The sequence below is a fragment of the Stenotrophomonas sp. TWI169 genome (genome assembly GCF_039674705.1).
In the GTDB taxonomy this organism is placed as follows: Bacteria; Pseudomonadota; Gammaproteobacteria; order Xanthomonadales; family Xanthomonadaceae; genus Stenotrophomonas; species Stenotrophomonas maltophilia_P.
On the sequence record NZ_JBDJOB010000004.1, the window covers coordinates 1 to 19,535 of the forward strand.

The following is a 19,535-nucleotide window of genomic DNA, read 5'->3' on the forward strand; positions in this document are numbered from 1 at the left end:
AATTAGCGCTGTGGAACCACCCGATCCCATCCCGAACTCGGAAGTGAAACGCAGCTGCGCCGATGGTAGTGTGGCTCAAGCCATGCGAGAGTAGGTCATCGCCAGGGTTTATACCCAAAAACCCCGCTGCTGACGCAGCGGGGTTTTTCTTTATGCGTTTCAGCAGCCGATGTTTCAGCCGGCGCTGCCGTGTCTCAGGAACGGCTGGATCACTGCCGCGATCTGGGCGGGCGCTTCCATATGCAGGTGATGGTTGCCCGGAAACACGGCCAGGCGCCCGTCGCGCAGGTGCTGCAGTCGCTCGCTGCGCATCGGCTCGGGATAGTACGACTGCGCGGGAGTCGCGTAGATCACCTGCGTAGGGCAGGCGATGGCCTGCAGCAGGTTGTCGATCTGGCCCTCGCTGAGCCGGATGGCGGTGGGCAGCATCAGGCGCGGATCGCTGCACCAGCGATAGCCGCCCTCCACAGGCTCGACCCCGCGCTCGACCAGCAGGCGCGCGCAGCCTTCGCTGAGCTGGTTGGTCATCATCCGCGCGCGGATTGGCGCGGCAAGATCGGGGAAGACCCTGAGCTGCTTGCGCGATAGCGCGCGCGTGGCAGTCACATGCTCACGCAGCCGATCCGCGGTGTCCTCTTCCGGTCCCCGCAGGCCGCCCAGCGCTTCGATGGCGACCAGGCGTTCAATGCGGTCACTGACCGCCGCCGTCAGGCTGGCGATGCCCGCACCCATCGAATGGCCGAGCAGGCTGAAGCGCTCCCAGCCCAGCGCGTCGGCCACGTCAAGGACGTGGCAGATCGCGGCAGCGGTGGTGTAGCTGGCGCCGGCCGGGAGATGGGCGCTGTGGCCATGGCCAGGCAGGTCGATGGCCACCAGATCCAGATGGGGCAGATGCGGTGCGAGTGGCACGAAGCTGGCGGCGTTATCCAGCCATCCGTGCAGGGCGAGCACACGCGGGCCGTCCCCGTGATTGCGCAGGCCGGCCACGCGCGCGCCGCCGACCTCGAGTTCGAACCCCTGCAGGCTCATGCCAGCGAGGCCACGGCCAGCCGTGCCAAGGCACGCGCGTGCTCGGATCCATCGTTGAGGCAGGGGATGTAACGCATCCGTGCGCCGCGTTCGGCGAGGGTTTCAGTGAATCCCATCTCGACTTCTTCCAGCGTTTCCAGGCAGTCGGTGGCAAAGCCGGGGCAGACCACGTCGATCTGCTTCACGCCGGCCTCGGCCAGCGCCCACAGGCTGGGTTCGGCATACGGCTGCAACCAGCGCTCGCGCCCGAAACGCGACTGGTAGCCGAGCTGCCACTCGCTCCGTTCCAGGCCCAGCGCATTGGCGATCGCCTGCGCACTGGCTTCGCAGCGCTGCGGATAGGGATCACCGCCATCGGCCAGGCGCTGTGGAATGCCGTGGAAGGAGAACATCAACCTCTGACCACGGCCATGCGCCTGCCAGTAGCGCTGGATGGAGGCTGCCACGGCCGCGACCCAGTCCGGGTCGACCGAGTAGTCCTGTACCAGGCTGACCGTGATGCCCGGATTCCTGCGCTGCCAGGCATCGACACGATCCTCCACCGATGCGGTGGTGGTGGTCGAATACTGGGGATAGAGCGGCAGCACGACGATGCGCCGCACGCCTTCCGCCGCCAGCCGGTCCAGTTCCGCGGTCAATGCGGGTTCGCCATAGCGCATCGCATGGCGCACGCGCAGGGTCGGCAGCAGAGCTTGCATCGCCTGCGCCAGCCGCCGGGTATGGACCATCAGCGGCGAGCCCTCGGGCAGCCAGACCTGGGCGTACTTGGCGGCCGAGCGGCCGCTGCGCAATGGCAGGATCAGGCCGCGCAGCAGCGGCTGCCACAGCAGCGCCGGAATCGACACCACGCGCGGGTCGGACAGGAACTCAGCCAGGTAACGGCGTACGGCGGGGGCCGTCGGCGTCTCGGGCGTGCCTAGGTTGACCGCCAGCACGGCGGTATCGGGTGCGTCGAGCATGGGTCTCATTGTCGCCGATCTGCCGCTGTATCGGGATGCAGGATCTGCATTGCAGGCATAGTCATCTCCGATGCGGGACCGATGACGCTCATTGCCGATTCATCACAACACTACTAATTTCAGTCACTTGCTATATCTTCCTATGGACTGACTTCTGGAGCCTGCCATGCGTCGCCCGATCCAAGCCCTGCTGATCGCCGCCAGCCTGCTGTCCAGCCAGGCCATGGCCGGGCCGCAGGAAGACCAGCGCGCCCGCAACGCGGTGCGTGTGCTGGCTGAAATCCAGGAAATCCCTGAACAGGGGATTCCGGACAAACTGCTCGACGAAGGCCGCGCGGTCATCGTCATTCCCGACACGATCAAGGCAGGCCTGGTCATCGGTGGCCGCCGTGGGCATGGCCTGATGTCGGTCCGCATGCCCAACGGCGCGTGGTCCAACCCGGTCTTCGTCAAGCTCACCGGCGGCAGCATTGGCTTCCAGGCCGGCGTGCAGTCGTCGGACGTGGTGCTGGTGTTCCGCAACGACCGCAGCCTGGACAACCTGGTCAACGGCAAGTTCACCCTGGGCGCCGATGCCGGTGTGGCGGCCGGTCCGGTCGGCCGCAATGCGGCCGCGGCCACCGACGGCCAGCTCAAGGCCGAAATCTGGTCGTGGTCGCGTGCGCGTGGCCTGTTCGCCGGCGTCGCCCTGGACGGTGCGGTGCTGCAGATCGACGATGCCGCCAACCTTGACGCCTATGGCAGCAACACCACGCCGCGGATGATCTTCGAGGGCAGGGCAGCAGGTGCGCCGTCGATGGATGTGGTCGCCTTCCGTGATCGCCTGGAGGAGGCGACCTATGCCGCGCGCAACAACCGCGGTGGCAATGGTGGCACGGCCTCGCGTCCGGCTCCGGCGCCGACGGTCGCACCGCCGCCTGTTCAGGCAGCCCCGGCGGTCCCGGCGGAAGCCACCACCGCGCCCCTGCAGAACGTGCCGCAGAACCCGCCGCCACAGCAGCAGGGCTTCCAGCCGGTCAATGAAGGCGAAATCCGCACGGAGACGCTGGGCGGGAACTGACTTTCGTCACGCGCGCCGGCTAACGGCCGGTGCGCTATGCTCGACAGCCTGATCACTAACGTAACGAGCGTCTTTATGGGCAGTTTCAGCATCTGGCATTGGTTGGTCGTGCTGGCCATCGTCCTGCTGGTGTTCGGCACCAAGCGTCTGACCAGCGGCGCCAAGGACCTCGGTTCGGCGGTCAAGGAATTCAAGAAGGGCATGCGCGACGAGGACAAGCCGAACGCGCAGCTGGGCGATGAGACGCGCAGCCAGGACGCCTCGCGCACCGCGCAGGACGAGCACGACCGCAACGCACGCTGATCCGGAGCGGTCGCGGTGTTTGATATCGGCTTCAGCGAACTGCTGGTCATTGCGGTGGTCGCCCTGGTGGTGCTCGGTCCCGAGCGTCTGCCCAAGGCGGCCCGTTTTGCCGGCCTGTGGGTCCGTCGTGCCCGCAATCAGTGGGACTCGGTGAAACAGGAACTGGAGCGCGAACTACAGGCCGAAGAGATCAAGCGGCAGATGCAGGACGTGCGGCAGGGCATGCAGGACACCGAGAACCAGTTGCGTGCCAGCGGCGAGGCGATCCGTCGCGAAGCCGCGCAGGCACAGCAACAGGGTGATGCGCTGGCGCAGGAGACGCGGGCACCGGCGCCGGCGGACCTGCCGCCGCATGTCAGCCAGGCACAGCAGGCTGCGCCTCCCGCGTCCATGGGCGACGGCACTGCGGCCGATGCCGGCGGGGCGTCCGCTGCATCCGCAGCCGATGTAGACGACACCCGTCCGGTGCCAGCGTCGCAGAGCGAGGAGCGCGGCCGATGAGCGAACAGGATTTCGGCGAGAGCTCGCTGGTTGAGCATCTGGTGGAGCTTCGCGGCCGCCTGGTGCGTGCGCTGCTGGGCCTGGGCGTGGTGCTGCTGGCACTGCTGCCCTTTACCCAGAAGTTGTACAACGCGCTGGCCGAACCGCTGGTCTCGCAGCTGCCGAACGGCCAGACGATGATCGCCACCAACCCGGCCGGCGCCTTCTTCGCTCCGTTGAAGCTGACCTTCTTCGTCGCGCTGTTCGTGGCGGTGCCGTGGCTGCTGTACCAGCTGTGGGCCTTCGTCGCGCCGGGACTGTATGCCCGCGAAAAACGCCTGGCGGTGCCGCTGCTGGTGTCGTCGGTGCTGCTTTTCTACACCGGTTGCGCCTTCGCGTATTTCCTGGTGTTGCCGGCGGTGTTCCACTTCCTCACCACCTTCAGCCCCGATGTGATCGCGATCACTCCGGATGCCAACGCCTACCTGGATTTCGTGCTGGCGATCTTCTTCGCCTTCGGTGGCAGCTTCGAGCTGCCGGTGGCGATGGTGATCCTGGTACTGCTGGGATGGGTGACGCCGCAGCAGTTCAAGGAGGGCCGTGGCTACGCGATCGTGGGCATCTTCGTGGTGGCGGCCGTGCTGACGCCGCCTGACGTGGTCTCGCAGCTGATGCTGGCGATCCCGATGTGCCTGCTGTACGAACTGGGCATCCATGCCGCGCGATGGCTGGTGCCGTCCTCGGTGGTGAAGAAGCCCGCCGCGTGATGCGGCAGCGCCGGGCATGGCCCGGCGCTACCGTTGGGCGTGCTCAGGCGTGGAAGACGTCGTTCGCCGGCGGCGTGGCCGGAACCGGCGGAGCGCCACGGCTGCCACGGTGCACGAACATCTGCTTCCAGGCGGCATACACCGCGCCGACGTACAGCGGCATCACCACGGTGGTCAGCAGCAGCTGTGCGATGAACACGGCCACCATCTGCCCCCCCAGCAGCATCGCGATCTGGATCACGATCACGAACAGGATGTAGCCGCAGAAGGCGGCGATCACGCCGAGCACGGCGAACACCGCCATCGCCGCGATGTTCTCGATGCAGCCCTGCAGGCTCAGGCGCAGCGCGTGCATGCCGCTCTGCTTGTCGAACACCACCAGCGCTGGCTGGGTGAACATAGCCAGGGTCAGGGCGATGGCGGTCACGAACACCAGCAGCATCCACAGTGCGATGCGCGTGGCCGGCAGCTGGGCGACCAGTTCGGCGGCGGCTTCGGGGCTGACCTGCTGGTTGCTGCGGGCGATCTCTTCCATCCGTGCCATGACGTCGCTGAAGGCGGCGAAGCCTTCGCGACCGATCATCAGGTACAGCAGCACGCCCAGCAGCAGGACCACCAGCACCTGGATCGCCAGCGGCACCAGCAGGTGGCTGACGCGGTGGTCACGGATCGGCTGCAGCAGGTGGGTGACCAGGCCGGGCCGGCCATCGTCGATCTCGCCCATGGCGTACAGCATGCCGCCGAACATGATCGGCGAGACGGCCAGGGTCATCAGCTGCACGGCCAGACCGAGCGCGCCGGGCACCAGGGTGGACAGCAGGGTGACCACCCAGCTGACCAGCATCCAGGTCAGGCCGATCCGCGCCAGCTGCAGCGGTGCACGCCGGTACAGGGAGAACGTATCCAGCAACCACTGGGCGCCCGCCGAGGCCGGCAGCTTGCGAATCTCTTTCATGGACATCCGGAGAGGACAGAAGGGGAGCGGGCAGTACCCGCGCCGCCGATTATCCCTGTTTTGCCGCCGGCTGGGCTGAAGACTGCCGTGCCTGGCGGACGAAACGGCGCAGCAGCTGCCGGGCCAGGGGGGCGGCGCTGACCGCGCGCTCGATGCTGCGGGCGCAGCCACCGTGGCGGCCGATGCAGTCGGCCCGCGCACGCACGTAGCCGCGCATGTGGTGGGTGGCGAACTCGGGATGGAACTGCACGCCCCACGCCTGCCGGCCCCAGCGGAAGGCATGGCAGCCATCCTGCGGCGACCGTGCCAGCACGGCGGCCCCCTCGGGGGCACGCAGTACGGTCTGCAGATGGGTCGCGTGTGCCGCGAAATGCTGCGGCAGCCCCTGGAACAGGGGGTCCTGTGCTGCCTGCGGCTGCAGCTCCAGTTCAATGGTGCCCGACTCGCGTCCGGCCGGGTTGTAGGCCACTTCGCCGCCCAGCGCATGCGCCAGCAGCTGGTGCCCGTAGCAGATGCCGAACACCGGCACGTCATCGTGGGCGGCCTGCCGCAGCCACGCCGCGCTGCGCTCGCTCCAGTCGGCGTGGTCGGTGACGAAAGCGGCCGAGCCGGTCACCATCACCCCGGCGAACGCGCGCGGGTCGGGCAGGACGCCGCCGTGCTCGACATCGACCACCACCGTCTCGTGTTCTTCCAGGCCGGCGGCGACGCGGATCCAGTGCGGGAAACGCCCATAACGACGCAGCGAGGGCACTGGACGGCCGGTTTCAAGAATCAGGAAGGGCGCTGGGTTCATCCGGGGGCGGCAGGACAGACAGGACTTCCTCGATTGTAGTCAGCCCCTGCGCCACCTTTTCAAGCCCCGCCTGGCGCAGGGTCCGCAGGCCCTCGGCACGGGCGGCACGGCTGAAACCGGCCAGATCCATGTCGGCGCGGATCTGCGCGCGAAGCCGCGAACCCAATGGCAGCAACTCATACAGGCCGATGCGGCCGAGGAAACCGGTGCGCCGGCACTCCAGGCAACCGACCGGCCGACAGGGCGTGGCGGCATCTGGATATGCGGCATGGCTATCAGCCAGTACCGCCCAATCGGCGGCACCGAGCGTATGCGGCTGCTTGCAGTGCGGGCACAGGGTGCGCACCAGGCGCTGGGCGAGGATGCCGTTGACGGTGGAGGCCAGCAGGTAATGCGGCACGCCCAGGTCGAGCAGGCGGGTGATGGCCGAGGGGGCGTCGTTGGTGTGCAGGGTGGACAGCACCAGATGGCCCGTCAGCGACGCCTGTACCGCCATCTGCGCGGTTTCCAGGTCGCGGATCTCGCCGATCATGATGATGTCCGGATCCTGCCGCAGCAGGGTGCGTACGCCGCTGGCGAAGTCTAGGTCGATGTTGGTCTGCACCTGCATCTGGTTGAACTCCGGCGCGATCATCTCGATCGGATCCTCCACCGTGCACACGTTCACGTCCGGGGTGGCCAGGCGCTTGAGCGTGGAGTAGAGGGTGGTGGTCTTGCCGGAGCCGGTCGGGCCGGTCACCAGCACGATGCCGTGCGGACGCTCGACCAGGGCGTTCCAGCCGGCAGCCTCCTGCGGGCTGAAACCCAGCTGGTCGATGCTCTTGAACGCCGCATCCGGGTCGAAGATGCGCATCACGCACTTCTCGCCGAACGCTGTGGGCATGGTCGACAGGCGCATTTCCACCTCGCGCCCACCCGGTGACCGGGTCTTGATGCGGCCATCCTGCGGCCGGCGACGCTCGGCCAGGTCCATGCGGCCCAGCACCTTGATGCGGCTGACCACGGCGGTCATCACCGCCGGAGGCACCTCGAACACCTTGTGCAGCACGCCATCGATGCGGAACCGCATGCGGCCCATGTCGCGGCGCGGTTCCAGGTGGATGTCCGACGCACGCTGCTCATAGGCGTACTGCAGCAGCCAGTCGACGATGTGCACGATGTGCTGGTCGTCGGCATTGACGTCGCCGGTGCGGCCGAGCTCGACCAGCTGCTCGAAGCTGGGCAGGGCGGTGTTCACCTCGCCGCGCACGTCGCCGCGCGCGCCACGCACCGAGCGCGTGACGCCGTAGAACTCCATGGTGTAGCGGTGCAGGTCCAGCGGATTGACCACGGCCAGCTCGATGCGGCGGCGGGTCAGGTGCTGCAGGTCGCGGCGCCATTCCTGTACCAGCGGTTCGCTGGTCGCCACCAGCACGCGTTCGGCGTCCACCGCCAGTGGCAGGAAGCGATGGCGGCGCGCATAGGCGTGCGAAACCAGGGCCGTGACCGCCGCCACATCGACGCGGGTCGGGTCGATGCGCAGGTAGCGGGTGCCGGTGCGCCGCGCCAGCCACTCGGTGAGGCGTTCCAGGGTCAGTTCGCCGCCGTCGCTGGCGGCAAGCTTGAGGTTGGACAGCAGTACCAGCGGATGGACTTCACTGGCGTTGCGGGCGCCCTGCGCGGAAAACCGCACGCGCTCGCGGTCCTGCCCGGCCACCAGGCCATCGGCCAGCAGTGCGGCCGAGACCTGTTCAAACAGCAGGCGGCCCCACGGCAGCGGTACCGCGCCGGGCTCGCTGGGCGTGCCCGCCGGCAGCCGATGTTCCATCTGCCTGCTCCTCCCGGGTACGGAATGCCCCGCAGGTCGGCCGTTATACTAGCGCACCCCCTTGCCGGCCAAGAATCGTCCGCATGTCCGCGACCCCGACCGTTCCGATCACCTTCCAGGGCCTGATCCAGACCCTGAACCAGTTCTGGGCCCAGCAGGGCTGCGTGCTCATCCAGCCGCTCGACCTGGAGGTGGGCGCCGGTACGTTCCACCCGGCGACCTTCCTGCGTGCGATCGGTCCGGAAGGCTGGAACGCGGCCTACGTGCAGCCCTCGCGCCGTCCCACCGACGGCCGTTACGGCGAGAACCCGAACCGCCTGCAGCGCTATTACCAGTACCAGGTGGCGATGAAGCCGGCGCCGGACAACATCCAGCAGCTGTACCTGGATTCGCTGCAGGCGCTGGGCATCGACCCGCTGGTGCACGACCTGCGCTTCGTCGAGGACAACTGGGAGTCGCCGACCCTGGGTGCCTGGGGCCTGGGCTGGGAGGTCTGGCTCAACGGCATGGAAGTGACCCAGTTCACCTACTTCCAGCAGGCCGGTGGCCTGGAGTGCCGCCCGGTGCTGGGCGAGATCACCTACGGTCTCGAGCGCCTGTGCATGTACCTGCAGAACTGCGACAACGTCTACGACCTGGTGTGGACCTACGGGCCGGACGGACAGCCGGTGACCTACGGTGACGTCTATCACCAGAACGAGGTGGAGCAGAGCACCTACAACTTCGAGCATGCCGACGTGGAAGAAATGTTCCACCGCTTCGACGCCTGCGAGCGCGAGGCGCAGAAGCTGGTCGAAGTGGGCCTGCCGCTGCCGGCCTACGAGCAGGTGATGAAGGCCAGCCACACGTTCAACCTGCTGGATGCGCGCCGCGCCATCAGCGTGACCGAACGCCAACGCTACATCCTGCGCGTGCGTGCGCTGGCCCAGGCGGTGGCCCGGGCCTACTACGAGCAGCGCGAGAAGCTGGGCTTCCCGGGCGCGAAGAAAGCCTGACGGCCGCTCTCCCACCCTGCTTTTCATCACCCCCGGGGCGCCGGACGCGTTGCGCGCTGCGCCCCCCACCACAGGATCGAACCGATGAGCCAATTGTCCCCCCTGCTGATCGAACTGGGCACCGAGGAGTTGCCGGTCAAGGCGCTGCCGGGCCTGGCCCAGGCGTTTTTCGACGGTGTTGTCGAAGGCCTGCGCAAGCGCGGCATTGCGCTGGACACGGGCGATGCACGTCCGCTGTCCACCCCGCGTCGGTTGGCCGTGCTGCTGCCGGGCGTCGGCCTGGAACAGCCGGAGCAGCACAGCGAAGTGCTGGGCCCGTACCTGAACATCGCGCTGGATGCAGAAGGCCAGCCGACCAAGGCGTTGCAGGGCTTCGCCGCCAAGGCCGGCATCGACTGGACCGCGCTGGAGAAGACCACCGACAACAAGGGTGAGCGTTTCGTGCATCGCGCGGTGACGCCGGGCGCGAGCACCGCCGATCTGCTGCCTGAGATCCTGCGCGAGGCCATCGCCGCCATGCCGATCCCCAAGCCGATGCGCTGGGGCGACCACCCGTGGGGCTTCGCGCGGCCGGTGCATTGGCTGGTGCTGCTGCACGGCAAGGACGTGGTCGCGGCCGAGTTGTTCGGCCTCAAGGCCGACCGCATGAGCCGTGGCCATCGCTTCCACCATGACAAGACCGTGTGGCTGACCCAGCCGCAGGACTACGTCGAATCGCTGCGCGCGGCCCATGTGCTGGTCGACCCGGCCGAGCGCCGCGCGCGCATCGTCGCCGAGGTCGAAGCCGCCGCCGGCAAGGCTGGCGGCAGTGCGCGCATCACCGAGGACAACCTTGAGCAGGTGGTGAACCTGGTCGAGTGGCCCTCGGCAGTGCTGTGCAGCTTCGAGCGCGCCTTCCTGGCCGTGCCGCAGGAAGCGTTGATCGAAACGATGGAGATCAACCAGAAGTTCTTCCCGGTGCTGGATGACGCGGGCACGCTGACCGAGAAGTTCATCGGCATCGCCAACATCGAGTCGAAGGATGTGGCCGAAGTGGCCAAGGGCTACGAACGCGTGATCCGCCCGCGCTTCGCCGATGCCAAGTTCTTCTTCGATGAAGACCTGAAGCAGGGGCTGGCCGCGATGGGCGAGGGCCTGAAGACCGTGACCTACCAGGCCAAGCTGGGCAGCGTGGCGGACAAGGTCGCGCGCGTGGCGGCGCTGGCCGAAGCGGTTGCCGTGCAGGTGGGTGCCGATCCGGTGCAGGCCCGCCGCAGCGCGGAGCTGGCCAAGAACGACCTGCAGTCGCGCATGGTCAACGAGTTCCCGGAACTGCAGGGCATCGCCGGCCGCCATTACGCGGTGGCGGGCGGAGAATCGCCGGACGTGGCGCTGGCCCTCGACGAGGCGTACCAGCCGCGCTTCGGTGGCGATGACATCGCGCTGTCGCCGCTGGGCAAGGTGCTGGCCATCGCCGAGCGCGTGGACACACTGGCCGGCGGGTTCGCGGCGGGCCTCAAGCCGACCGGCAACAAGGATCCCTTTGCCCTGCGCCGCAACGCACTGGGCCTGGCCCGTACGATCATCGAGAGTGGCTTCGAGCTGGACCTGCGCGCGCTGCTGGCCAGCGCCAACCAGGGCCTGGCCGCGCGTGGCGTGCAGGCCGATGTGGGTGAGCTGTACGACTTCATCCTGGATCGCCTGAAGGGCTATTACGCCGACAAGGGCGTGCCGGCCACCCACTTCAACGCGGTCGCCGAACTGAAGCCGGCGTCGCTGTACGACTTCGATCGCCGCCTCGACGCGATCGGCACGTTTGCAGCGCTGCCCGAGGCCGAGGCCCTGGCCGCCGCGAACAAGCGCATCCGCAACATCCTCCGTAAGGCTGAAGGCGACATTCCGGGCCAGATCGACCCGTCGCTGCTGCAGGAGGAGGCCGAGCGCGCGCTGGCCGAAGCCGTCACCGCCGCCATCGACGACACGGGCGCCAGCCTGCATCAGAAGGACTACGTGGCCGTGCTGGCCCGCCTGGCCCGCCTGCGCCCGCAGGTCGATGCATTCTTCGATGGTGTGATGGTCAATGCCGAAGACCCCGCACTGCGCGGCAATCGCCTGGCGCTGCTGACCCTGCTGGGCGAGCGACTGGGCAAGGTCGCCGCGATCGAGCATCTGTCGAGCTGAGTGGTCACGCCGGGCCACGCCCGGCGAACGCGCGGTGTGGTGCTGGAAGAAGCCGCCGGGCATGGCCCGGCGTTACCGACATCATGCGGATGATGTCGGTAACGCGTATTTTGACCGCCACTTAACAACCGATGCCTGAAGGCGTGATGCATTTCGCATCGTCACGTTGGGTCGGTATGCTGTGCCGCATGCAGCCAAAGAAATACGCCCTGCCGCTGATGGTCCTGTCGCTGGTCGCCACCCCCGTGGCCCACGCGCGCGGCACCATCGACAAGGTGGACATCAAGGGATTGGACAAGGGCGACGACGCCGCGATCATCGAGAACATCCAGGAATCGCTCACGCTGTACGACACGATCGGCAAGGAGCAGGGTGAATCGCGGCTGGAGTACCTGCTGTCACAGGCCGAGCGGCAGACCCGGCAGGCGTTGGAGCCGTTCGGGTACTACAACCCGGTGATCACGGTGGAGGCGCCGCGCCAGGACGAGCATGTGCAGGTGCTGATCCACGTCGACAAGGGCACCCCGGTGACGGTGCGGCGCGAGCACATCGACATCACCGGCCCGGCCATGTACGACCAGTACCTGCAGGATGACCTGACCGCCTTCAAGCCGCGCAAGGGCCAGCGTTTCGAACATACCCAGTACGAAGCCAGCAAGATCACCATCACCCGCCGCCTGGCCGAGCGTGGCTACTTCGATGCCGATTACACCCAGCGCCAGGTACAGATCACCCGCGCCGACAACGCCGCGGACATCGACCTGACCTGGGACAGCGGCCGCCGCTACAACATGGGCCCGGTCCGGTTCGAGCAGGATTACTTCGTCGACAAGCTGTTCGATCCGCTGGTGTACTGGGAACAGGGCAGCTACTACCACGAAGGCAAGCTGGACCGGCTGCGCGAGTCGCTGACCAAGCTCGACTACTTCAGCGTGATCGACATCCAGCCGCGGCCGGACCAGGCCGACGACAATGGTGAGGTGCCGGTCGACGTCAAGCTGACCCGTGCCAAGCGCACGATCTACACCGCGGGCCTGAGCTACGGCAGCGAGAGTGGTCCCGGTGTACGCGGCGGTGTCGAGCGGCGGTTCCTCAACAACCGCGGCCACAAGATGAACACCCAGCTGGACTATGCGCAGAAGCGCAAGAGCCTGGTGACCAGCTACCGGATTCCCGCGTTCGCCTGGCTTGATGGCTGGTATACCTTCGCCGCCAGCGCCTACGACGAGCAGACCGACTACATCGACCTGCGCAACTTCAAGCTGATCGCCAGCCGCAGCGGCGAGATCAACGAATACTGGACCGCGATCGCGTCGGTCAACGCGCTGCGCGAGCGCTGGCGCTATGCATCGGGTACCGAGTTCACCGACGCGGTCTACAACACCTCCACGCTGGTCTATCCGCAGCTGGTGGCCGACTACGTCAATGTCGATGACGAGATGTTCCCGCGCAAAGGCATCAGCGGCACGGCCACCGTGCGCGCGGGCGTTGAAGGCGCCGGCTCCGATACCAGCTTCGTGCAGGCCAATGCCGTGCTTCGCTGGTACGTTCCGGTGGGCGAAAGCAACCGCCTGATCCTGCGTGGCGAGGGGGGCACCACCTGGACCAGCGATCTGGTGGCGATGCCACCCAGCCTGCGCTACTTCGCTGGCGGTGACCGCAGCATCCGTGGCTATGCCTACCGCGAGGTGGGCCCGCGCACGCCCGCGCCGGACAAGTACGCGCTGGGTGCCAAGAACCTGGTGATCGGCTCGGCCGAGTACGAGCACTACTTCAACGGTGGCCCCTGGGGTGCGGCGGTATTCGTCGACACCGGCAGTGCCTTCGACAACACCATCGACCTGCATACCGGTGTGGGCTTCGGCGTGCGCTGGAAGTCGCCGGTGGGCCCGGTGCGCATCGACGTGGCCCACGGCCTGAACAACCCGGATTCGCAGTTCCAGCTGTATCTGAACATCGGAGCGGACCTGTGAGCACGCCCGCACAGACCCCGGGAACACCGCCGCCGCGCGTGCGCTTCTATCGCCGCCGCCGCTTCTGGGCATGGTCTGGCGTGGGCGTGCTGGGCCTGGTCCTGCTCGGCCTGCTGCTGCTGTACTGGCTGCTGCAGACCGTGGCCGGCCGTGACGTGCTGCTGGCGCAGGTGGTCGCGCGCCTGCCGGTGGGTGCCAGCTTCACCTGGGACAAGGTGGAAGGACCGGTGGCCGGCCCGCTGACGCTCCACAACGTCGACTTCCGCTATGACGACATCCACTTCCATGCCGAGCGCGCGTACCTGGAGCCGGACCTGCGCCCGCTGCTGGGCCGCAAACTGCTGCTCGACAGGCTGGAACTGACCAATGCCTCGCTGAACCTGGCCAAGAGCGAGGAGCCGTTCAAGCTGCCGTCGTGGCCGGACTCGCTGCCGCAGATCGAGATGCCGCTGGCGATCCAGGCCGACGCCATCGCCATCGACGGTTTCCGGGTGACCCAGGCCGGTGAACCGGTGATCGACATCAGCCGCGTGCGCGGCGGCGTGGAAATCGCCAACGGCGAATTCCAGGCGCGCGCGCTGGTCGTGGACAGCGATATGGGCAACTTCACCGCCCAGGGCCGCTACATCCCGGCCAAGGACTACGACACCGACGTGACCGTCACCGCGGTGCTGCCGGCGCCGCGTGGGCGCACGGCCGCCACGCTGGGCCTGGTTGCACGGGGCAATCTGGCGCACATGGAAGTGGCCGTGGCCGGGCGCGCGCCCAAACCGCTGCATGCGATGCTGGTGTTTGACGGGCGGACCGATCCGAGCTGGAGCGCGACCGTGCGCAGCGACGAACTGGACCCGGCTCTGCTGTCGCCAGCGCTCGCGGGTTCGGCCATCGCGCCACTCGCGCTGGATTTCAGCGCCACCGGCAAGGGCGGCAACGCCCAGCTGCGCGGCACGGTGAAGCAGGGCGAGCAGGCGCTGGAGCTGGCGCCCTCGGTCATCTCGCTGCAGGACCAGGTGCTGAAGGTCTCGCCGCTGGTGGTGAAGGGACTGGGGGGCGAGGCACGCCTGGAAGGTACCGCTGATTTCAGCCAGGAAGACCAGCAGAAACTCGATTTCTCGGTCATCGCCCATGATCTGACCTGGGTGCCGGCGGAGGATCCGAACACCGTCGGTGGTCCGCCCGTACCGGTGACACTGAAGGAAGCCCGCTTCGGCCTGGCAGGGACGCTGAAGGCATGGGCTGCGATCGGTCGTGCCGACGTGGAGCGTGAGCAGCAGAAGGCGCAGCTGCGTTTCGACGTGCGCGGCAACGACCAGGCGGCCTCGATCCGCGAGCTGCAGGCGCAGACGCCCGGCGGGCAGTTGCAGGTGGAGGGCCAGGTGGCATGGGCACCGCAGCTGGACTGGGATGCCAAGGCCACATTGAAGGACTTCGATCCGGGCTATTTCGTGCCTGGATGGAATGGCCGGCTGTCGGGCAATTTGGCGTCCAAGGGCCGCCAGCTGCCGCCGCCGGCAAATGCCCCGCCGGGTACTGCCGGCACGCTGGAAGCCACGGTCGATCTGCCGTCGCTGAAGGGCGTGCTGCGTCAGCGCAATCTCGATGCGCAGGGCAAGTTCGCGCTGCAGGGCGAACAGGGCCAGGGCGAGCTGAAGCTGGCCGTCGGCAGCAGCCGGGTCACCGCCTCGGGCAAGGTGGGCGACCGCCTGGACATCGATGCACGTTTCGAACCGCTGCAGCTGAGCGACCTGCTGCCTGGCGCCGATGGCGGCCTGCGCGGGCAGGTACAGGTGACCGGCCCGCGTGACGCACCGGACATCACCGCGGACCTGGTCGGCAACAACCTCAACTGGGATGGCTATGGCGCCGAGAGCCTGAGCATCAAGGGGCGGCTGCCGTGGCGCGGCGACAGCGGCACGCTGGCCGTGCAGGGACAGCAGGTCAACGCCGGCATGCTGCTGGAACGGTTGAACATCGATGCGCAGGGCAGCGTGTCGAACCTGCGCCTGGCGGCACAGACCCGCAACGAACTGGGCGCGATCGACCTGCAGGGCAGCCTGCGCCAGCAGGGCCAGCAATGGCGGGGCGAACTGGCTTCGCTGCGTATCGCACCGGTGAAGGGCGATGCCTGGGCGCTGCGCGCGCCGGCCGCCTTCGCCATCAACAATGGCAGCTACACGCTGGCCGAGGCCTGCCTGGCTGCCGCCAGCAGCGGGGCGCTCTGTGCGCAGGCGAACTGGCCGCGCGAGGGCCTGGTGGTGCGCGGCGATGCGTTGCCGCTGGCACTGGTGCAGCCGTGGCTGCCGCCGCAGTCCGGACGTCGCATCTACCTGCGCGGCGAGCTCGGTCTGGATGCGCAGATCCGGCCGCGCGGCAATGCGTGGGAAGGACACGTCGAAGTGCGTTCGCTGGAGGGCGGGGTGCGCCTGGGCGAGAACCGCAACGTCGGTGGCGACAGCACCCGGGGCGAACTGGTGCGTTATGACCAGTTCTCGCTGAAGCTGGACATGACCCCGGCCAGCATCAAGGGCTATCTGGGCATGGGCTTCCAGGGCAACGGCTTCGTCGATGCCAGGATGCAGACCGGCTGGGAAGCCAGCGCGCCGTTGAACGGTGAGCTCTACCTCAACATGTCGCGGCTGTACTGGCTGGAGCTGTTCTCGCCGGACATCGTGCGCCCGACCGGCCTGATCGAGGGCCACGTCAGCCTGCGCGGTACCCGTGGCCAGCCATCGCTGGGCGGCGACGCGCAGCTGAGCAATTTCAAGGGCGAATTCCCCGCGCTGGGGCTGACGTTCGACCAGGGCAAGGGCAGCTTCGTCGCCCAGCCCGACGGCTCGGCCAAGATCACCGCGCAGGCCAACTCGGGCCAGGGCACGCTGTATGTCGATGGCGGCCTGTCCTGGTTCGGTGATGCGCAGCCGCTGCAGCTGAAGATCCACGGCGAGAACGTGCTGGTGTCCAATACCAGCGAACTGCGCATCGTCGCCAACCCCAATCTGGACTTCACCCTGGCCAAGGCTGCGATGGAGCTGCGTGGCACCGTGCATGTGCCGGAGGCGGACATCGATCTTGAGCGGCTGGATCGCGGCACGTCGGTTTCCGAGGACGTGGTGGTGCTGGACCCGGCCGATCCGGAGGAATCGCGCACCTCGCCGCTGGACATGGACCTGACCGTCAGCCTGGGCGACAAGGTGAAGATGACCGGCTTCGGCCTGAAGGGCGCGCTGACCGGCAAGATGCAGGTCTGGGCCAAGCCCGGTCGCGAGATGACCGCCAATGGCGGGCTGGAGGTCAGTGGCCGCTACAAGGCCTATGGCCAGGACCTGACCATCACCCGCGGCAACCTCAACTGGAACTACAACGCCGTATCCGACCCGCGCATCAACATCCGCGCCGAGCGCCGGATCGGTGATGTCACCGCTGGCATCGACGTGACCGGCCGTGCACAGCAGCCGCGTGCGGACGTGTGGTCCGACCCGGCGATGTCGCAGTCCGAAGCGCTGGCCTACCTGGTGCTGGGCCGCAGCCTCACCGGTGCCAGCAGCGACCAGGCCCAGCAGGTCAATGCAGCCTCGGCCGCACTGTCGGCCGGCAGCGGCCTGCTGGCGTCGCAGCTGGGGGCCAAGCTGGGCCTGGACGATGCAGGCGTGAGCCAGTCGCGCGCGCTGGGCGGATCGGTGATCGGTGTGGGCAAGTACATCTCGCCCAAGCTGTATGTGGGCTATGGCGTATCGCTGGTCGGCGCCGGTTCGGTGATCACCCTGAAGTATCTGCTGCGCCGCGGTTTCGACGTAGAAGTGGAGTCGAGCACGGTGGAAAACCGCGGCTCGATCAACTGGCGGCGGGAGAAGTAACCCGCCGCCATCGACCGGTAGCGCCGGGCCGCGCCCGGCCCCCAACCATCGGCCGTTGCCCCTGCCGGCCCCAGCGGCTATGGTCCCGGGCTGTTCTGTCGTACCGGATCGCCTCATGTCGCCACGCAAAACCCTTCCTGCCGCCCTGGCCCTGGGCCTCACCCTCGCTGCGGGCGCCCATGCCGATGAAGGCATGTGGATGCCGACCCAGCTGCCGGAGCTGGCCAAGCCGCTGCGCGCAGCGGGCTTCATGGGCGATCCGGCCGACCTGGCCAACGTCACCGCACCACCGCTGAGCGCCGTGGTGCGGGCCGGCGGCGGCACCGGTTCGTTCGTTTCCGCCGACGGACTGCTGTTGACCAACCACCATGTGGCGATGGGCGTGATCCAGTACAACAGTTCGCCCGAGCACAACCTGATCGACAACGGCTTCATCGCCCAGGGGCGCGCCGACGAGCGGCCGGCCAATCCGGACTTCCGTGTGCTGGTCACCGTCGGCTTCGACAAGGTGACCGATCAGGTGCTGGCCAATGCCCGTGGCAAGACCGGCCGTGCGTACTTCGATGCGGTCGATGCGGCCAGCAAGCGGATCGTGGCGGAGTGCGAGAAGAACGGCAGCGTGCGCTGCTCGGTGGCCAACATGTACTACGGCACCGATTTCTATCGCATTGCCCAGCTGGAACTGAGCGATGTGCGCCTGGTCTACGCGCCGCCGCGTGCGATCGGCAACTATGGCGACGAGATCGACAATTTCATGTGGCCGCGCCATACCGGCGATTTCACTCTGCTGCGTGCCTATGTCGGCAAGGATGGCAAGCCGGCCGCGTACAGCAAGGACAACGTGCCGTATCAGCCACCGGCGCACCTGAAGATGTCCGTTGAAGGTCCGAAGGAGGGCGATTACGCGATGCTGGCCGGTTACCCGGGCATCACCTACCGCCACCGCACCGCGGCCGAGTTCGCCAGCCAGGTCGATGCGGTGTTGCCGCGCCGGGTGTCGGTGTTCCAGCAGATGATCGACACCATCGAGGCAGCCAGCGCCAAGGATGCACAGGCGCGTACCCGCTACGCCTCGCAGCTGCAGTCGCTGAAGAACAACCGCAAGCGCGCCGCGGGCGAACTGGAAGGCCTGCTGCGCAGCGATGCCAAGGCGCAGCGCGCTGCCGACGAGTCGGCCATGCTGGCGGCCACCGACCGCCGGTACCGGAGTGACATCCAGGCGTTGCTGGCCAATCTCTCGCAGGGCGCGGCGGTGGGTGAGCGCGACCTGCTGCTGGAGCAGATGGCCAACCAGAGCCAGCTGCTGCGCTCGGCGCTGCTGCTGGAACGCCTGCGCATCGAGTCGGCCAAGCCGGATGCACAGCGCGAAAGCGGCTACCAGCAGCGCGACCAGGCGATGATCGAGGGCGTACTCAAGCAGGTGCAGCGTCGGTATGCAGCGGAGGTCGAAAAGGCGCTGCTGACCACCCTGCTTACGCGATACCAGCAGTTGCCGGACGCGCAGCGCGTGGCCGAGTTCGATGCCGCCTTCGGCCGCACCCCGGCGCAACTGGCGCAGGCGCTGGACACGCTTTACGCCAGCACCCGGCTGGGCGACGAGGCGCAGCGTCTCTCGCGCTTCGCCGCTGCGCGCGAAGGCAAGGCCCTGGCACCCGATCCGCTGATCGCAGTGGCCGCGCCGCTGGTGGCGGCGCAGCTGCGCATCGAGAACGAGAGCAAGACCCGCGAAGGCGAGCAGCTGCGCCTGCGCCCGGCCTACATGCAGGCGCTGTTCGCCTGGCGTGCCAAGCAGGGCCGCGCGGTGTACCCGGATGCCAACCGTACCCTGCGCATCAGCTACGGCAAGGTCGAGGCACTGCACCCGCGTGACGGCGTGACCTACTCGCCGGTGACCACGGTGGCCGGTATCATCGAGAAGAACACCAACGCCTATCCCTTCGATGCGCCGGCTCCGCTGCTGGCCGCCATCGCCAAGGGTGATTTCGGCAGCACGGCCGATCCGGCCCTGAAGACACAGACCGTCAACTTCCTGACCAACCTCGATACCACCGGCGGCAACTCGGGATCGCCCGTGCTCAATGCCAAGGGTGAACTGATTGGCCTGAACTTCGACAGCAACTGGGAATCGGTCAGTGCCAGCTGGTGGTTCGATCCGCGCTACAAGCGCGCCGTGCACGTGGACATGCGCTATCTGCGCTGGCTGTTGGCCAAGGTCTACCCGGCGCCGGAACTGTTGAAGGAAATGGGCGTTCCGGCCCAGTAAGTCGCCGGCCACGACCCCGGTCGTGGCCCGCACCGCGTAGGCCCCCCACGCCGGTGGGGGGGTGTTGCCCCCAACGAGCCCGTACGTCTGGCCGCCTCTGGCCTACACTGCGGGTTCCTCTGACGGAAACGCGC

At 67.6% G+C, this 19,535-nt stretch carries 14 protein-coding genes and 1 rRNA gene; 10 read left to right on the plus strand and 5 right to left on the minus strand.

Going from position 1 to position 19,535, the window contains the following annotated elements; translation table 11 throughout:
- Nucleotides 1-107 (plus strand): 5S ribosomal RNA (rrf, locus tag ABE543_RS04200); the annotation flags it as partial.
- A 67-nt stretch (nt 108-174) separates the two neighbouring features.
- Here rrf and ABE543_RS04205 read toward each other — a convergent pair.
- Nucleotides 175-1,029: an alpha/beta hydrolase gene (locus ABE543_RS04205; protein ID WP_346475343.1), complete on the minus strand. Its 855-nt coding sequence runs from the start codon at nt 1,027-1,029 to the stop codon at nt 175-177.
- Complete coding sequence (gene hemH, locus ABE543_RS04210) at nt 1,026-1,988, minus strand: ferrochelatase (protein ID WP_053517680.1); 963 nt, start codon at nt 1,986-1,988, stop codon at nt 1,026-1,028. Before hemH ends, ABE543_RS04205 begins: the two co-directional genes overlap by 4 nt.
- Before the next feature lie 166 nt (nt 1,989-2,154).
- On the opposite strand from hemH, the gene ABE543_RS04215 reads away from it, so the two are divergent.
- The 4 genes from ABE543_RS04215 to tatC all read left to right on the plus strand — a co-directional run bounded on the left by ABE543_RS04215 (nt 2,155) and on the right by tatC (nt 4,598).
- Nucleotides 2,155-3,048 (plus strand): YSC84-related protein, encoded by an 894-nt coding sequence (locus ABE543_RS04215; RefSeq protein WP_053517681.1) that lies wholly within the window; start codon nt 2,155-2,157, stop codon nt 3,046-3,048.
- Between the two features lie 75 nt (nt 3,049-3,123).
- On the plus strand, nt 3,124-3,351 hold the full coding sequence (tatA, locus tag ABE543_RS04220) for a Sec-independent protein translocase subunit TatA (protein WP_053517682.1): 228 nt from the start codon (nt 3,124-3,126) through the stop codon (nt 3,349-3,351).
- 15 nt (nt 3,352-3,366) lie between these two features.
- Nucleotides 3,367-3,852, plus strand: a complete 486-nt coding sequence (gene tatB / locus ABE543_RS04225; RefSeq protein WP_065181400.1) for a Sec-independent protein translocase protein TatB — start codon at nt 3,367-3,369, stop codon at nt 3,850-3,852.
- Complete coding sequence (gene tatC, locus ABE543_RS04230) at nt 3,849-4,598, plus strand: twin-arginine translocase subunit TatC (RefSeq protein ID WP_010482410.1); 750 nt, start codon at nt 3,849-3,851, stop codon at nt 4,596-4,598. Before tatB ends, tatC begins: the two co-directional genes overlap by 4 nt.
- A 43-nt stretch (nt 4,599-4,641) precedes the next feature.
- On the opposite strand, the gene ABE543_RS04235 is transcribed toward tatC, so the two are convergent.
- Genes ABE543_RS04235 through ABE543_RS04245 form a run of 3 tightly spaced genes read right to left on the minus strand, consistent with a single transcriptional unit; the run spans nt 4,642 to nt 8,156 of the window.
- A complete protein-coding gene (locus ABE543_RS04235) occupies nt 4,642-5,553 on the minus strand; it encodes a BPSS1780 family membrane protein (RefSeq protein WP_053517685.1) in 912 nt (303 codons plus the stop codon).
- A gap of 49 nt (nt 5,554-5,602) precedes the next feature.
- Nucleotides 5,603-6,349, minus strand: coding sequence for a glutamine amidotransferase (locus ABE543_RS04240; RefSeq protein ID WP_053517686.1), 747 nt, complete (start codon nt 6,347-6,349; stop codon nt 5,603-5,605).
- On the minus strand, nt 6,321-8,156 hold the full coding sequence (locus ABE543_RS04245) for a GspE/PulE family protein (protein WP_346475344.1): 1,836 nt from the start codon (nt 8,154-8,156) through the stop codon (nt 6,321-6,323). The genes ABE543_RS04240 and ABE543_RS04245 overlap by 29 nt, the downstream gene beginning before the upstream one ends.
- An 83-nt stretch (nt 8,157-8,239) precedes the next feature.
- Here ABE543_RS04245 and glyQ point away from each other — a divergent pair, with 83 nt between their 5' ends.
- The 5 genes from glyQ (at nt 8,240) to ABE543_RS04270 (ending at nt 19,401) form a co-directional block, all read left to right on the plus strand.
- Nucleotides 8,240-9,151, plus strand: a complete 912-nt coding sequence (gene glyQ / locus ABE543_RS04250; RefSeq protein ID WP_053517689.1) for a glycine--tRNA ligase subunit alpha — start codon at nt 8,240-8,242, stop codon at nt 9,149-9,151.
- An 84-nt stretch (nt 9,152-9,235) separates the two neighbouring features.
- Complete coding sequence (glyS, locus tag ABE543_RS04255) at nt 9,236-11,311, plus strand: glycine--tRNA ligase subunit beta (protein ID WP_065181403.1); 2,076 nt, start codon at nt 9,236-9,238, stop codon at nt 11,309-11,311.
- 176 nt (nt 11,312-11,487) lie between these two features.
- A complete protein-coding gene (locus tag ABE543_RS04260) occupies nt 11,488-13,284 on the plus strand; it encodes an autotransporter assembly complex family protein (protein ID WP_053517726.1) in 1,797 nt (598 codons plus the stop codon).
- Nucleotides 13,281-17,138: a translocation/assembly module TamB domain-containing protein gene (locus ABE543_RS04265; protein ID WP_346475345.1), complete on the plus strand. Its 3,858-nt coding sequence runs from the start codon at nt 13,281-13,283 to the stop codon at nt 17,136-17,138. Before ABE543_RS04260 ends, ABE543_RS04265 begins: the two co-directional genes overlap by 4 nt.
- A 115-nt stretch (nt 17,139-17,253) precedes the next feature.
- Nucleotides 17,254-19,401 (plus strand): S46 family peptidase, encoded by a 2,148-nt coding sequence (locus ABE543_RS04270; protein ID WP_346475346.1) that lies wholly within the window; start codon nt 17,254-17,256, stop codon nt 19,399-19,401.
- Nucleotides 19,402-19,535: the final 134 nt, after the last annotated feature.

Bases quoted from the DNA above. Each gene is read 5' to 3' on its own strand.
- ABE543_RS04205 (WP_346475343.1), bottom strand. From the start codon at position 1,029: ATGAGCCTGCAGGGGTTCGAACTCGAGGTCGGCGGCGCGCGCGTGGCC.
- hemH (WP_053517680.1), bottom strand. From the start codon at position 1,988: ATGCTCGACGCACCCGATACCGCCGTGCTGGCGGTCAACCTAGGCACG.
- ABE543_RS04215 (WP_053517681.1), top strand. From the start codon at position 2,155: ATGCGTCGCCCGATCCAAGCCCTGCTGATCGCCGCCAGCCTGCTGTCC.
- tatA (WP_053517682.1), top strand. From the start codon at position 3,124: ATGGGCAGTTTCAGCATCTGGCATTGGTTGGTCGTGCTGGCCATCGTC.
- tatC (WP_010482410.1), top strand. From the start codon at position 3,849: ATGAGCGAACAGGATTTCGGCGAGAGCTCGCTGGTTGAGCATCTGGTG.
- ABE543_RS04235 (WP_053517685.1), bottom strand. From the start codon at position 5,553: ATGAAAGAGATTCGCAAGCTGCCGGCCTCGGCGGGCGCCCAGTGGTTG.
- ABE543_RS04240 (WP_053517686.1), bottom strand. From the start codon at position 6,349: ATGAACCCAGCGCCCTTCCTGATTCTTGAAACCGGCCGTCCAGTGCCC.
- ABE543_RS04245 (WP_346475344.1), bottom strand. From the start codon at position 8,156: ATGGAACATCGGCTGCCGGCGGGCACGCCCAGCGAGCCCGGCGCGGTA.
- glyQ (WP_053517689.1), top strand. From the start codon at position 8,240: ATGTCCGCGACCCCGACCGTTCCGATCACCTTCCAGGGCCTGATCCAG.
- glyS (WP_065181403.1), top strand. From the start codon at position 9,236: ATGAGCCAATTGTCCCCCCTGCTGATCGAACTGGGCACCGAGGAGTTG.
- ABE543_RS04260 (WP_053517726.1), top strand. From the start codon at position 11,488: ATGCTGTGCCGCATGCAGCCAAAGAAATACGCCCTGCCGCTGATGGTC.
- ABE543_RS04270 (WP_346475346.1), top strand. From the start codon at position 17,254: ATGTCGCCACGCAAAACCCTTCCTGCCGCCCTGGCCCTGGGCCTCACC.